The organism is Spirillospora sp. CA-108201, from assembly GCF_050936235.1.
Classification (GTDB): Bacteria; Actinomycetota; Actinomycetes; order Streptosporangiales; family Streptosporangiaceae; genus Spirillospora.
The window spans coordinates 5,745,993-5,759,074 of the sequence record NZ_JBNJNE010000001.1 but is presented as its reverse complement, the minus strand read 5'-3'; the positions used below and the strand labels follow the sequence as shown (position 1 = coordinate 5,759,074).

Genomic DNA, 13,082 nt, shown 5'->3' with positions numbered 1-13,082 from the left:
CGCGATTATCGCGCCGACAGCGGTCACTCGATGGCAACTATGCCGACGATGGTGGCCGGCATGACCGATTCACCGAGCCCCCCAGAGGGCACGCGCACCTTCGAGGACTCCCCGCCCCTCATCGCCGGCGCCGGCGCGACCACGGCGCTGCTGGTGGTGCTCTTCGGCTCCTTCATGGACCTTCTCGACGCGACGATCGTCACCGTCGCGGCCCCGGCGATCGCCCGGGATCTGGGCGCCGGCGACGCCCAGATCCAGTGGACGATCGCCGCCTACACCCTCGCCCTGGGCGCGGGCCTGATCACCGGTGGACGGCTCGGTGACCAGTACGGCCGCAGGCGGCTCTTCGTGATCGGCATGGCCGGGTTCATGGTCACCTCGGCGCTGTGCGCGCTGGCCGTCGATCCGGTGATGCTCATCGGCATGCGGGCCGGGCAGGGACTGACCGCCGGGATCATGGTCCCGCAGGTGTTCGGCATCATCCGTGCGTCGTTCGCTCCGGGCGAGCGCGCCAAGGCGTTCGGCGCCTACGGAGCGGTCCAGGGCCTCGCCTCGGTCGCGGGCCCGCTGCTGGGCGGGCTGCTCGTCGACGCCGACCTGTTCGGCCTGGGCTGGCGCACGATCTTCTGGATCAACGTGCCCGTCTCCGTCCTGGCGCTCACCATCGGCGCGAAGGTCCTGCCGGAATCCCGCTCCGCCGGGGCCGCGCCACCGGACCTGCGCGGCGCTCTCCTCGCGGGCGCGGGCATCCTGCTCCTGCTGCTGCCGGTCATCCAGACCGAGTCATGGGGATGGACCTGGGTCAGCCATGCCCTCCTCGCGGCCGCGGTCGTCATGGTGGCGATCTTCCTGGCCCACGAGCGCCGCCTCGCCGGACGCGGAGGCGAACCCGTCTTCGACCCGGCCCTGCTGAGAATCCGTGCCTTCGCGGTCGGCCTCGGCGCCTCGACGCTCTTCTTCGGAGGCATCGGGTCGTCCTTCCTCACCCTCTCGGTCTACCTCCAGAACGGAACCGGCCGATCCGCGTGGGAGACCGGCCTGGTGATCCTTCCGTACGCGCTCGGCTCGATCATCACCTCCGGCCTCGGTGTCGCCCTCGCGGCCAGGGCCGGCCGGACGCTCCTGATCAGCGGCTCGCTCACCATCGCGGCATCCCAGCTCTTCCTGTGGTGGTTCGTCAGGGACGGCGACGATCCCGGATACCGGCTGCTCGCCCTGGCACTCCTCATCGGCGGCCTCGGGCTCGGTCTCGCCGCACCCGTTCTCGTCAACGTCGTCCTCGCCGGCGTCCCCGGACGCAACGCGGGCGCGGCGGGCGGGGTGCTCTCCACCGTCAACCAGATCGGCGGCGCCGTCGGCATCGCCGTCCTCGGCACGATCTTCTTCGGGAACGTCACCGGCTCGTCCACCGGAGCGCCGGCGCCGCCCGGCTACGGTCACGCGCTCGGCATCGTCCTGATCATCTCCGCCGCGCTCTACCTGATCACGGCGGTGGTGATGCTCGGGCTCCCGAAAGCCGCGGTCGAGCACGCCGAGTAGAGAACCTTGCCGCTCCGCGGTTTCCCACGAGGGGCGGGTCGTGATTTCTCAGAGGGCGGGGGTTGGGGCCTGGAGGGACTTGAGGCGGTCCGGGTAGTCGGTGACGATCGCGTCCGCGCCGTAGGTGATGAAGCGGGTCATCTCGGCGGGGGTGTTGACCGTCCAGACGATGACCGGGAGAGCCAGGGCGTGGGCCTGGTCTATCAGGGCGGGCGTGGTGATGTGGTGCTCGGGGGAGACCGCGGTGGCGCCGAGCGTGAAGGCGGCGGCCACCGGGTCGGTCGGGGGGTGGCCTGCCAGCCAGGCGGTTTCCGGGGTGAGGGTCTTGCGTTGCATCAGGGCGACGCGGCCCAGGTCCGGATAGTGGCGTCGGGCCTCGGCGAGGACGCGCCAGTCGAAGGCCAGGAGCTGGGAGCGCTCGGTGCAGCCGAAGGCCTTCAGGACGGCCGCCACAGAGGCCGTCAGGAGCTCCACCTCTTCGCCGGTCCAGGAAGGGTCGGTCTTGAGCTCTACGGAGATCCTGACGCCTGTGGGGGCCAGCAGGGCGCATGCCTCGGCGAGCGTGGGGATGCGGGTGCCGGGCATCGGCGCAGCCGCGCAGCCGAGGCCCGCGTCGAGCGTCCGCAGCTGGGCGAGGGACAGTTCGCGGACGGACCGGCCGAGGTAGGGGTAGGCGGGGTCGCCCGGCCAGGCGGGGCCCGTGTCGGCGAGGACGGCCGGGGAGAGCACCTGGTCGTGCCCGAGGACGACCACGCCGTCCGAGGACAGGCCCACGTCCAGCTCGATCACGTCGACGCCGAGGTCGAGGGCGTGGGCGAAGCCGGGCAGGGTGTTCTCCGGACGCAGGCCGCGCGCCCCGCGATGTCCGTGCACCTCGACGCAAGAGATCACCGACCGCACGCTACCGCCCGTCACCGAACGCGCGGCCACGGGCACCTGGCCGCCAACCCAACCCAACCCGTCCAACACACGCCCGGCCCCACCCCGCGCCCTCTGAGTCGCCACGCTCAGCCCACGCTGCCCGAGTCGCCAGGCTCAGCCTGGGCTGACCGGATCATCAGCCCAACCCGCATCGCCCGAAACGCGCAGCCCAACCCGCGCAGCCCGAATCACCGAGCCCCCGCGCGTCGCCTGCACCACCAAGCCCAGCCCGCGTCGTCCGAATCCTGAAGCCCAGCCTGCGTCCTCTGAACCATCAAGCCCAAAGTGCGTCGCCTGAATCACCACGCTCAGCCGGCGCCGCAACCAGCGACGACCTGGGGGCCGCGATCGCGTCCGAAGGCAGATTCAAGCGAAGCAAGAATCTGATCGCGCAGCGAGCCGCAAGGCGAGTCGAAGCGATGCCGGCGATCGCCCGCAGTGCCCGACGATGGAGGGCCTCCAGGCCCGAAGGAGGAGGGCGCCGCCATAAGCACAGCAGGGCCGCTAGGCCCGAAGGAGGAGAAAAAGCAATTCAAACCAGATCCCTCAGCGAGAGGGTCTGGTCGCGGCCGGGGCCGACGCCGATGGCGGAGATCTGGGCGCCGGACATTTCCTCCAGCGCGCGGACGTAGGCCTGCGCGTTGGCGGGGAGGTCCTCGAACTTCTGGGCGGCCGTGATGTCCTCCTGCCAGCCGTCCAGGTACTCCAGGACGGGCTTGGCGTGGTGGAACTCGGTCTGGGTCGTGGGCAGCTCGTCCACCCGGACGCCGTCGACCTCGTAGGCCACGCACACCGGGACCTGCTCCAGGCCGGACAGGACGTCCAGCTTCGTCAGGAAGTAGTCGGTGATGCCGTTGACGCGGGTGGCGTAACGGGCGATCACGGCGTCGAACCAGCCGCAGCGGCGGTCGCGGCCCGTGGTGACGCCGTACTCGCCGCCGGTGGTGCGCAGGTACTCGCCCTGCTCGTCCAGCAGTTCGGTGGGGAACGGCCCGGAGCCGACGCGGGTCGTGTAGGCCTTGAGGATGCCGATCACGCGGCTGATCTTGGTGGGGCCGACGCCGGAGCCCGCGCACGCGCCGCCGGCCGTGGGGCTGGACGAGGTCACGAACGGGTACGTGCCGTGGTCGATGTCCAGCAGCGTGCCCTGCGCGCCCTCCAGCAGGACGACCTTGCCGTCGTCCAGCGCCTTGTTCAGGACGAGGGTGGTGTCGGCGACGAACGGCTTGAGGCGCTCGCCGTAGGCCAGGTACTCCTGGACGATCGGCCCGGTCTCGATGCGGCGGCGGTTGTAGACCTTCGTCAGGACCTGGTTCTTCTCGCGCAGGGCCAGGTCGAGCTTCTGCGTGAGGATGTTCGGGTCGAACAGGTCCTGGACGCGGATGCCCATCCGGTTGATCTTGTCGGCGTAGGTGGGGCCGATGCCGCGGCCGGTGGTGCCGATCCGGGCCTTGCCGAGGTAGCGCTCGGTGACCTTGTCGAGGGCGCGGTGGTGCGGCATGATCAGGTGCGCGTTCGCCGAGATCAGCAGGCGTTCGCAGCCGATGCCGCGGTCCCGCAGGCCGTCGATCTCCTGGAGCAGCACGGCCGGGTCGATCACCACGCCGTTGCCGATCACGGGGATGACGTCGGGCGACAGCACTCCGGACGGCAGCAGGTGCAGCGCGTAGCTCTTGTCGCCGATGACCACCGTGTGGCCCGCGTTGTTGCCGCCCTGGTAGCGGACGACGTAGTCGACGTCCCCGCCGAGCAGGTCTGTCGCCTTGCCCTTGCCCTCATCTCCCCACTGGGCACCGACAAGAACGATGGCAGGCATGCCACTTTTCCTTCCCACGACGAAGGCCCCGGTCGCCGCAAGGGCGAAGGGGCCTCTTGCGATCAAAGCGTACCCGCAGGCGGGCGACAAAGAAACCGGAGGCCGTGGACGGTCCGCCGGGCGGCGGACCGTCCCGTGCGTCAGGAGCCGTTGAGCGCGTCCGCGGCCTCGGCGCTGCTGTCGCGGAGGAAGGTCTTGCAGCGCTCGGCCTCGGACTCCTCGCCGATGGCGGCGGCGGCCCGGGCGAGGGCGTGCAGGGCGCGCAGGAAGCCGCGGTTCGGCTCGTGCTCCCAGGGGATGGGGCCGTGGCCCTTCCAGCCCGCCCGGCGCAGCTGGTCCAGCCCGCGGTGGTACCCGGTGCGGGCGAACGCGTAGGAGTCGATGACGCTGCCCTTGGCGAAGGAGCGGTCGGCCAGCTCGGCCCACGCGCCCGGGTGGTCCGGGTGGCGCGCGGCGACCTCGAACGGGTCGACGCCCTCCTCCAGGGCCGTCCGGGCCTCGACGTTGTCCGGAAGTTCGGTCGGAGCGGGGCCGCCGAGCAGGTTCTGGGTCATGCGGGTCATGGTAAGCGGGCGCCCCCGTCCGGATTCAACCCGGCCGGGGTCAGGCGGTCACGGGGAGCGGCAGGCGGAAGTGGGCGGAGCCGCCGTCCCTGGTGGAGCGGGCCGCAGGCCAGCCGCTCCGCACGAACATGAGCGCCTGGCGGTTGGTGAGGATGACGTCGGCGTCGAACTCGGTGATGCCGCGCCGTCCGGCGAGTTCGGACAGGCGGCCGACGAGGGCGCTGCCGAGGCCGCGGCGCTGCCAGGGGTCGGCGACCAGGACGGCGAGGTCGGCCCGCCAGGTGCGCGCGGCGTCGCGGACGTACTCGGCGATGCCGAGGATCTCGTCGCCGTCCAGCGCGACGAGGGCCTCGCGGTCCCAGTGGTCGAGGCCCTCCAGGAGGCCGACGTAGTGGTCGGGGATGCGGGGCGTGCCGGAGAAGAAGCGCGTGTAGAGGCTGGCGGGCGACAGCCGGTCCGACATCCGCCGCACGCGGTCGCGGTCGGTGACGCCGTACGGGCGGATCCGGACGTCGTCGGGCACGGTGCGGGCGACGGTGCGCACATCGAGTTGCTTCACACAACTCATTGGACCGCACAAAGTTGTGTGAAGCAACCTGGGGCGGGCGTCCTCAGGCCGTCGGACGGCGGCCGAGGAAGGCGACGAGGCGGTCGCCGGGCGACGCGTGCGGGCCGGGGTCCACCGGCTCGCCGAACAGCGGACCTCGGGCGCAGGGGGGCGCCAGGGCCCCCGACACCTCCAGGAGGTCGGCGGCCAGGTCCGCGGGAATGGGACGTCCCGCCCCGGTCGCCCGCGCGACGTCCCAGCCGTGCACGGCCGCCTCCAGGGCGCCCGCGCCGGCCACCGTCCCGCCGGGGAGGCACAGGTCGCCGATCGCCGCGCCCGGGTCCGGACGGCCGGAGGAGGCCAGCGCGTGGCGGAGCACGCGGACGGCGCGGACGCGCAGCGCCGACACCGGGTCGCCGGAAGGGTCGGCGACGACCGGACGGAGCCCGACCCGGCCCGCCGCCAGGCCCTCGTACACCGCCGCCAGTGAGTCGCTCACGTGCAGCAGCAGCATGTTGAGATCCCAGGCCGCGCACGGTGTCGGCCAGGTGAGCATCCGCTCTGTGACGGGCTGGACGGAGGTCAGGAGAAAGCCGACCGAGCGCTCCAGGATGCGCGCGTTCGATCGGAGGGGCGCGGATGCGCCGGTCGCCTCACGCATGCGGCTCCTCGGCTCGCTGGGATGATCACCTGTATAGACCTTCTCCGCGGCGGGAAGTCATCGGTGGGCGCGGCCGACCGCCTCTCGCGGAGGCCGGTGAGAGCGGGCCGCCGGCGATCACGAGGGAAGACGCACGATCCGCAGGAACGCGGGGAGCACCCAGGGCCGCCGGCCCCGGATGACGACCTTCCTGCTCAGCACCGCCCGCGCCCTGGTGATCCGTCCGAAGAGCATCAGGTTCAGGGCCGTCGGGTCGAAGAACAGCCGCACGTCGGGGCGGTCGCCGGGCTCCTCCACGGTGACGAACCCGTCGGTCATCGCCATCACCACGGGGGCGGTGTGGTCGGAGCGGAACTCGATGGCGATCCGCCCGGCGGGCGCGGGACCGTGGCCGTCCAGCAGCCGCCCGTATCCGTACTCGGTCACCCCGACGAGGAACATCTCGAAGAAGGGGGCCGCCTCCCGCGGCGGGACGTCCCAGCGCTCGCCCATGGGCCGGGCCATGTCGCGCCCGTGGATCTGGAGTTCGTTGAGCAGGTGCGCCAGCAGCCCGCCGAGCGGGACCCGCGAGCCGCCCAGCCAGGGCAGCGCCGCCGCGGGGTCGGCGTCCCGCGTCGCCGTCAGGATCCGGTCGATGTCGCGCAGCAGGACGTCCGCGAGCGCCCGCGGATCGCGCTCGGGGAAAAGGCGCAGCAGTTCCTCGTTCGCCAGGTCGACCGTATCGACGATCGTGCTCCGGACGAGGTCGTCGGACACGGCCAGGGGATCGTCGCAACCGGCGGGATCGACCATGTGGTGATAGAGCCGTGCGAGGGTGGCGACATGCGCCGCCACGTCGGTGACCGTCCAGGCGGCGGTGGCCTTCGTCGCGGAAGCGGGCGAGGTCAGCAGCCCGGCGAACCGGTCTCCGGTCTCGCGCAGATACGTCCGGGTCGCCGCCCAGTTCTCTTCGGTGAGCCGCACCACCATGCCCCGATGGTCGCAATTTCCCATGGACCGGGCAAGGGCTCGGTCAGGCCGTCGCCGCCCGCGCGGCGGTGAACGCGGCCCAGGCGAGGCATTCCAGCAGGCGGGCGTCCGCGCCGTCGTCGCGGCGGAACTCCGCGACGACCGCCGGGCCGACCCGGTGCGAGGCGAGCGCGGTCAGCAGCACGAGGCGCCCGGCGGGACGGTCCGCCGCGGGCAGCCCGGCCACGGCCGCGTCGATCCGCGCGGGTTCGGCCGTGCGCCCGTCCCACCCGGCGAGCTCGGCGGCCAGCAGGTCCCGGACGGGCCCCGGCACCACCCGCTCGCCCGCCCGGCCGATGACCGCCGAGGCCCGCGCGAACGCGTCGGCGATCACCTCGCCGCCCGCCGCCCAGGGCAGGTCGCCGGACGCCGGCGCGGGCGGCAGCAGGTCGAGGGAGCCGCCGGGGGCGTGGTCGGCGCGCGAGCTCGCGGCCATCAGGCGCCCCACCACCCGGCTCATCGCGCCGTGCGCCCGGACCGGGGCGTTCGGGGGGAACGGCGACTCGCCCAGGAAGATGTTGACCATCCGGTTGTAGTAGTGGAAGACGAAGGCGGTGCCGACGATCTCGGGCGCCTGCTCGGGCGGGAACGGCCGGTCGGGGGCCTCGGGCGTGCCGAACCGCACGCCCCACTCGGCGATCGCGCGGATCCGCGGGTCGCCGATCTCGTTCAGCCTGCCCGCGGCGATGGCGGCGGCGTCGCGCCCGCGTACGAGGCCGTGCAGCGTGGTGCTGTGCGCCGCCACGCAGTAGGGGCAGGAGTTGCCGAGCGACACCGCCGCGGCGGCGGCCTCCTTGGCCGCGCGGTCGGCCTTCCCCGTCGCGACCAGCGTCTCGCGCAGCATCGTCCACGCCGCGGCGAGCAGGTCCGGGACGGGGGAGTGCAGGATCACCGGCGGCGCGAGGATGCCGAAGTCCCGTTCGAGCTGGTCGTAGACCCGTGCGACGAGTCCCTCGGCGGCGGCGTGCCGGACGAGCGCGACGTGCGCGATCTGCTCCTCCGCACCGCGCCGGGCCACCCGGACCAGATTGTTGTTCATCGTGCCGCCGTCCGGCCGCGGGACGCGGCGGAACCGCCGGTGGCGAAGGCGGGCAGCCGCGACTGCCAGCGCTTGAGCATCTCTTTCATCTCCACGCCCGGCCGCGCACTGCCGTCCTCGGTGCGCGTCTGCGCTCGGATGGTACCGAGGGAGGGCGGGAAGCACAGCCGTCCCGGCGTGAACCGCGAGTCCCCGAGGGCGTCTCGGACCGTCCGGAAAGGGAGGGCGGCGCCGCGAGCCCGGCTCCGGCCGGAGCGGGGCGTCCGGCCGACTCAGGCGCTGGGGCCGGGGCGGGGGGCCACGTCGGCGGGGCCGAGCTGCGCGCCGCAGGAGTCGCACGTGAAGGCGGGGGTCAGCGTGCCGTCGCAGTCCCGGTGGCCGATGACCAGGGGCGGCCCGTCCGGCGCGTAGTGGCGGTCGCCCCACATCATCAGGGTCATGACCGCGGGCCACAGCTCCACGCCCTTGCGGGTCAGCCGGTACTCGTGCCGCTCCGGCCGCTGCTGGTACGGGACGCGGCGCATGATGCCCTCGTCGCAGAGCCGGTTGAGCCGGTCGGTGAGGACGTTGCGGGCCACGCCCAGGACGTCCTGGAAGTCGTCGAAGCGCCGCACGCCCTGGAAGGCGCTGCGGATCACCAGCATCGTCCAGCGGTCGCCGACGACCTCCAGCGAGCGGGCGACCGAGCAGTTCTGCGAGTCGTACGTGCGGGGCAGTGCCACGCTTCCGAGCGTACCCGAGTTTCGTCAGGCAACGGGCGGGGCGGGGGCCGTGCGGCCCCCGCCCCGCTCCGCTACTTCAGCTTCTGGCCGGCGGACTGGAGGTTCTCGGCGGCCTCGACGATGCGGGCGGCCATCGCGGTCTCCGCCGCCTTGCCCCACGAGCGCGGGTCGTACTGCTTCTTGTTGCCGACCTCGCCGTCGACCTTGAGCACGCCGTCGTAGTTGCGGAACATGTGCTCGGCGACCGGACGGGTGAAGGCGTACTGGGTGTCGGTGTCGATGTTCATCTTGACGACGCCGTACGACACCGCCTCCCGGATCTCCTCCAGCGTGGAGCCCGAGCCGCCGTGGAACACCAGGTCGAACGGCTTGTCCTTGCCGTACTCGGCGCCGACCGCGTCCTGGATCTCCTTGAGCACCTCGGGACGCAGCCTGACCGAGCCCGGCTTGTAGACGCCGTGGACGTTCCCGAACGTCGCGGCCAGGATGTAGCGGCCCTTGTCGCCCACGCCGACGGCCTCGGCGGTGGCGAGCGCGTCGCCCGGCGTCGTGTACAGCTTCTCGTTGATCTCGTTGGCGACGCCGTCCTCCTCGCCGCCGACGACCCCGATCTCCATCTCCATGATGATCCGGGCCTTGGCGCACTCCTCCAGCAGGTCGGCGGCGATCCGCAGGTTCTCGTGCAGCTCGACGGCGGATCCGTCCCACATGTGCGACTGGAACAGCGGCTCCTCGCCGCGCGCCACCCGCTCCTGCGAGATCTTCACCAGCGGCCGCATGAAGCCGTCCAGCTTGTCCTTCGGGCAGTGGTCGGTGTGCAGGGCGATGTTCACCGGGTACTTGGCCGCCACGACCCGGGCGTACTCGGCCAGCGCGGTCGCGCCCGTGACCATGTCCTTCACCGTGGAACCGGACAGGTAGTCGGCTCCGCCGGTGGACACCTGCACGATGCCGTCGCTCTCGGCCTCCGCGAACCCGCGCAGCGCGGCGTTCAGCGTCTGGCTGGACGTCACGTTGATCGCGGGGAAGGCGAAGCCGTCGCGCTTCGCACGGTCGAGCATCTCCGCGTAGACCTCGGGCGTTGCGATGGGCATTGTCAGCGTCCTCTCTTACGCAGGGTGCCGCCGGGCATCCGGCCGGGCGGTAGCTCCCGGACGTCCGCGTACCCAGTGACTGCCCAGGTCACGCGGTTTCCGGGTCGGGCATGCCGTCCTCGCCCAGTATCTCGCCTAATCGAAGCGCGGGGAAAGGTACGCTCGCGGTGTGGATCTCACTGCCCTTCCCCTTGACATCACCGAATGGCTGCACCCCACCGCGTGGCTGCAGCTCTTCGGCACATTCGCGACGATCGGCGTGCTCGCCATCATCTTCGCGGAAACCGGTCTGCTGATCGGCTGCATCCTCCCGGGCGACTCGCTGCTGTTCACGGCGGGGATCCTCACGGCGGTCTCGACCGTCAACGGCCAGGCGTTCCAGCCGCTGTCGCTGCCCTGGCTGCTGGTCGGCGGCCCGGTGGCGGCGATCGCCGGGGCCCAGCTCGGCCACTTCCTCGGCGCCCGCTACGGCCGCAAGCTCTTCGACCGGCCGGACTCCCGGATCTTCAAGCAGGAGTGGGTGGAGAAGGCCGAGTACTACTTCAACCGGTTCGGCCCCGCGAAGGCGGTGGTGCTGGCCCGGTTCATCCCGATTGTCCGGACGTTCCTGAACCCGCTCGCCGGGATGCTCGGCATGGACGCGAAGAAGTTCTTCGTCTGGAACGCGATCGGCGGCATCGTCTGGACGGACGCCCTGTTCCTCCTCGGCCACTTCCTCGGGTCCGAAGTGCCCGACGTTGAGAAGTACATCCTCCCGGGCGTAGCGGTCATCCTGGTTCTTTCGGTGATTCCGATCATTCGGGAGGTTCTGAAGGGCCGCAAAGCGGACCACGGTCCGAATAAGAATGGGCCGGAAGAGTCCCGTCCGTCGCTCAGCGGTGACAGTTATCGCTAACCTCCCCATGTGGGACGTCACCGGTCGGACCCTAGGGGTCTCGCGCGCATAGTCATCGCGGCCTTGGCCGTGATGGCCGCCTTGGCCCTGCTCATCGTCGGGGGCATGGCCCTGGTCAACGCGATCATGAGCGAGCCCGACAAGAAGGGACCGGCGTCAGCGGCCTCGCCATCGGGTGACCGCGGCCGGACCACGCCGAGCAGCAACGAGACCACGACGTCGCCCGCGGCGCCGCTCCCCCTGGTCATCCGCGTGACCGGCCAGCCCACCACCGTCGTCGTCCGCGTCGCCGACGCCGGCGGCAAGGTGCTCGCCAACAGCACGCTCAACACCGGCGACACCCTCCAGTTCAAGGAGGCGCCCCTGCAGGTCGTCGCCCAGAACGGCGGCTCCCTGCAGGTCGCGATCTACGGCAAGGTCCAGCCCCGCCAGCCGAACGGGCAGCGCGCCCAGTGGCTCGTCAAGGCCCGCTAGCTAGCCGAGACCGAGGTCGGCGACCTCGTAGGGGCGCCGGTACTCCAGCCCCTCCTCGGCGATCCGGCCGGCCGCGCCGCGCTCCAGGATCGTCGCGACCGCCACCACCTCCGCCCCCGCCTCGCGGAGCGCCTCCACCGCCGTGAGGACCGAACCGCCCGTCGTCGAGGTGTCCTCCACCGCGAGGACGCGGCGGCCCGCCACGTCCGGCCCCTCGATGCGGCGCTGCAACCCGTGGGCCTTGCCCGCCTTGCGGACGACGAACGCGTCCAGCGCCCGTCCGCGCGCCGCCGCCGCGTGCAGCATCGCGGCGGCCACCGGGTCCGCCCCGAGCGTGAGGCCGCCCACGGCCTCGTAGTCGAGGTCGGCGGTCTCGTCCAGCATGACCCGTCCCACCAGCGGGGCCGCGGCCCCGTCCAGCGTCACCCGGCGCAGGTCCACGTACCAGGACGCCCGCCGGCCCGAGGACAGCACGAAGTCCCCGTGCACCACGGCCTTGTCCTTGATCTTCTGCAGCAGTTCATCACGATCGCTCACGTGCAGAACCCTATTCACCTTGCGTACGCGCTCCGCCGCCGCCGTGTACGTTCGCGGGGTGACACCCGGAACCGTCGTCCTGCTGCACGCCCCCGGCGCCACCGCGGCCTCCTGGGGCGACCTCCCCGAGATGCTCCGCTCGTACGGCCTGGACGTGGTGGCGCCGGACGTCCCGGACGACGGAGGCCCCCGCTACATCGCCCGCGTCTCGCTCACCATCACCGCGACCGACCCGGTGCCCCCGCTCGTCCTCGTGGCCCACGGCGCCGCCGGCCCGCTGCTGCCCGGCATCGGCCTGGCCCAGCGCGCCGCCCACCGCCCCGTGGGCGCCTACGTCTTCGTCGACGCCGATCTCCCACGCCCGGCGCGGCACGACCACGACGCCCCGCAGGACGGCCTCCCCACGGCCCCAGATTGGCCGGAGGCGCCCTGCGGCTACCTCCGCACCCATTCGGACCGCTCCGCCTCCCCCGAGCACGACCAGGCCGTCAGAGAGGCGCACCTGCGCGGCTGGCCGGTGACCGAACACGACCCCCCGACCGCAGCGGCCCAAGCCCTGAGCGAACTCATGACTCGGTTGTGACTCCCAGGGGTCGCCCCTTGGGCAGAGACCTCTACCCGTTCTTCAGGAGGTCGTCCAAGAGGGCGTCGTAGTCATCTTCGCTCCGGCCCAGGTCGATGCGGGCTCGGTAGCGGAGGCGGAGGAGGGCCTCAAGGCTGTCTTCGGCCAGGGCGACGTCGTCCAGGCCGGGGGTGAGGGAGTCGGCGTCGGGGGACGGGGCCTCGTCGGGACCGCCGCCCATGCCCGTGCCCACGGCGCGGTCGCGGAGCGCGAGGACGACGTCGGCGCCGCTGGTGGCCCACTCGTGGGCGCCGGTGGCGTCGCCCTGGGCGTAGAGGACCTCGGCGACGGCGCGGTACACCTCGGGGTCGCGCGGCTTGTCGGCGCGGATCTGGTCGACCAGGGCGCGGGCCTCGTCCGCGTGGCCCAGCTCGAAGAGCGCGTCGGCGAGATAGGCGCGCGGGTCGCCGTAGGTGTCGCCGCCGTCCTCCATGGCCCTGCGGTACAGCTCGGCCGCCCTGGCGTGGTCGCCGGCGTGCTGCCACTGCTCCCCGGCGCGCAGCAGGACGTTGGCGCGTGACACCCCGCCGGACACCGACTCGGCCAGCTCGGACAGCCGGCGCGCCGCCGAGATGTGATCGCCGGTGCGCAGGGTGTCGAACTCCAGATCGTCGAGATCGTCTTCCGTCACATGCGTCACGGTT

The 13,082-nt window shown here is 72.2% G+C and carries 15 protein-coding genes; 4 read left to right on the top strand and 11 right to left on the bottom strand.

Translation table 11 applies throughout. The annotated features are described in order from the left end of the window. Positions 1 to 60 precede the first annotated feature (60 nt). On the top strand, positions 61 to 1,539 hold the full coding sequence (locus ACQEU6_RS27750; RefSeq protein ID WP_499335993.1) for an MFS transporter: 1,479 nt from the start codon (positions 61 to 63) through the stop codon (positions 1,537 to 1,539). Positions 1,540 to 1,587: 48 nt separating this feature from the next. Here the strand turns inward: ACQEU6_RS27750 and ACQEU6_RS27745 are convergent, their stop codons facing one another. From ACQEU6_RS27745 to fbaA, 9 genes are all read right to left on the bottom strand, one after another. Then, positions 1,588 to 2,430, bottom strand: coding sequence for a glycerophosphodiester phosphodiesterase family protein (locus ACQEU6_RS27745; RefSeq protein WP_499335992.1), 843 nt, complete (start codon positions 2,428 to 2,430; stop codon positions 1,588 to 1,590). A 562-nt stretch (positions 2,431 to 2,992) separates the two neighbouring features. Then, entirely contained in the window at positions 2,993 to 4,276 is a 1,284-nt protein-coding gene (locus tag ACQEU6_RS27740) for an adenylosuccinate synthase (protein WP_499335991.1), read from the bottom strand. 140 nt (positions 4,277 to 4,416) lie between these two features. After that, a complete protein-coding gene (locus ACQEU6_RS27735; RefSeq protein ID WP_499335990.1) occupies positions 4,417 to 4,839 on the bottom strand; it encodes a DUF3151 domain-containing protein in 423 nt (140 codons plus the stop codon). A 40-nt stretch (positions 4,840 to 4,879) separates the two neighbouring features. Beyond that, positions 4,880 to 5,398, bottom strand: coding sequence for a GNAT family N-acetyltransferase (locus ACQEU6_RS27730; protein WP_499335989.1), 519 nt, complete (start codon positions 5,396 to 5,398; stop codon positions 4,880 to 4,882). A gap of 52 nt (positions 5,399 to 5,450) precedes the next feature. Beyond that, on the bottom strand, positions 5,451 to 6,047 hold the full coding sequence (locus ACQEU6_RS27725) for a TIGR03086 family metal-binding protein (RefSeq protein ID WP_499335988.1): 597 nt from the start codon (positions 6,045 to 6,047) through the stop codon (positions 5,451 to 5,453). Positions 6,048 to 6,164: 117 nt separating this feature from the next. After that, positions 6,165 to 7,016, bottom strand: a complete 852-nt coding sequence (locus tag ACQEU6_RS27720; RefSeq protein WP_499335987.1) for a maleylpyruvate isomerase N-terminal domain-containing protein — start codon at positions 7,014 to 7,016, stop codon at positions 6,165 to 6,167. 43 nt (positions 7,017 to 7,059) lie between these two features. Further along, on the bottom strand, positions 7,060 to 8,094 hold the full coding sequence (locus ACQEU6_RS27715) for a carboxymuconolactone decarboxylase family protein (protein WP_499335986.1): 1,035 nt from the start codon (positions 8,092 to 8,094) through the stop codon (positions 7,060 to 7,062). A gap of 272 nt (positions 8,095 to 8,366) precedes the next feature. Beyond that, on the bottom strand, positions 8,367 to 8,816 hold the full coding sequence (locus ACQEU6_RS27710) for a winged helix-turn-helix transcriptional regulator (RefSeq protein ID WP_499335985.1): 450 nt from the start codon (positions 8,814 to 8,816) through the stop codon (positions 8,367 to 8,369). Positions 8,817 to 8,887: 71 nt separating this feature from the next. After that, positions 8,888 to 9,910: a class II fructose-bisphosphate aldolase gene (fbaA, locus tag ACQEU6_RS27705; protein ID WP_499335984.1), complete on the bottom strand. Its 1,023-nt coding sequence runs from the start codon at positions 9,908 to 9,910 to the stop codon at positions 8,888 to 8,890. Positions 9,911 to 10,079: 169 nt separating this feature from the next. On the opposite strand from fbaA, the gene ACQEU6_RS27700 reads away from it, so the two are divergent. Both ACQEU6_RS27700 and ACQEU6_RS27695 read left to right on the top strand, forming a co-directional pair. Further along, complete coding sequence (locus ACQEU6_RS27700; RefSeq protein WP_499335983.1) at positions 10,080 to 10,805, top strand: DedA family protein; 726 nt, start codon at positions 10,080 to 10,082, stop codon at positions 10,803 to 10,805. Between the two features lie 72 nt (positions 10,806 to 10,877). Beyond that, positions 10,878 to 11,279 carry a RodZ domain-containing protein gene (locus ACQEU6_RS27695; RefSeq protein ID WP_499335982.1) on the top strand — a complete coding sequence of 134 codons (402 nt, stop codon included), beginning with the start codon at positions 10,878 to 10,880 and terminating at the stop codon, positions 11,277 to 11,279. Here the strand turns inward: ACQEU6_RS27695 and pyrE are convergent, their stop codons facing one another. Then, a complete protein-coding gene (gene pyrE, locus ACQEU6_RS27690; protein WP_499335981.1) occupies positions 11,280 to 11,816 on the bottom strand; it encodes an orotate phosphoribosyltransferase in 537 nt (178 codons plus the stop codon). Positions 11,817 to 11,874: 58 nt separating this feature from the next. Between pyrE and ACQEU6_RS27685 the strand changes: the two genes are divergently transcribed. After that, positions 11,875 to 12,399: a lipase family protein gene (locus tag ACQEU6_RS27685; RefSeq protein WP_499335980.1), complete on the top strand. Its 525-nt coding sequence runs from the start codon at positions 11,875 to 11,877 to the stop codon at positions 12,397 to 12,399. A gap of 31 nt (positions 12,400 to 12,430) precedes the next feature. Here the strand turns inward: ACQEU6_RS27685 and ACQEU6_RS27680 are convergent, their stop codons facing one another. Continuing rightward, a complete protein-coding gene (locus tag ACQEU6_RS27680; protein ID WP_499335979.1) occupies positions 12,431 to 13,078 on the bottom strand; it encodes a tetratricopeptide repeat protein in 648 nt (215 codons plus the stop codon). Between the last annotated feature and the right edge of the window lie 4 nt (positions 13,079 to 13,082).

Bases quoted from the DNA above. Each gene is read 5' to 3' on its own strand.
- ACQEU6_RS27750 (WP_499335993.1), top strand. From the start codon at position 61: ATGACCGATTCACCGAGCCCCCCAGAGGGCACGCGCACCTTCGAGGAC.
- ACQEU6_RS27740 (WP_499335991.1), bottom strand. From the start codon at position 4,276: ATGCCTGCCATCGTTCTTGTCGGTGCCCAGTGGGGAGATGAGGGCAAG.
- ACQEU6_RS27735 (WP_499335990.1), bottom strand. From the start codon at position 4,839: ATGACCCGCATGACCCAGAACCTGCTCGGCGGCCCCGCTCCGACCGAA.
- ACQEU6_RS27725 (WP_499335988.1), bottom strand. From the start codon at position 6,047: ATGCGTGAGGCGACCGGCGCATCCGCGCCCCTCCGATCGAACGCGCGC.
- ACQEU6_RS27720 (WP_499335987.1), bottom strand. From the start codon at position 7,016: ATGGTGGTGCGGCTCACCGAAGAGAACTGGGCGGCGACCCGGACGTAT.
- ACQEU6_RS27715 (WP_499335986.1), bottom strand. From the start codon at position 8,094: ATGAACAACAATCTGGTCCGGGTGGCCCGGCGCGGTGCGGAGGAGCAG.
- fbaA (WP_499335984.1), bottom strand. From the start codon at position 9,910: ATGCCCATCGCAACGCCCGAGGTCTACGCGGAGATGCTCGACCGTGCG.
- ACQEU6_RS27695 (WP_499335982.1), top strand. From the start codon at position 10,878: ATGGCCGCCTTGGCCCTGCTCATCGTCGGGGGCATGGCCCTGGTCAAC.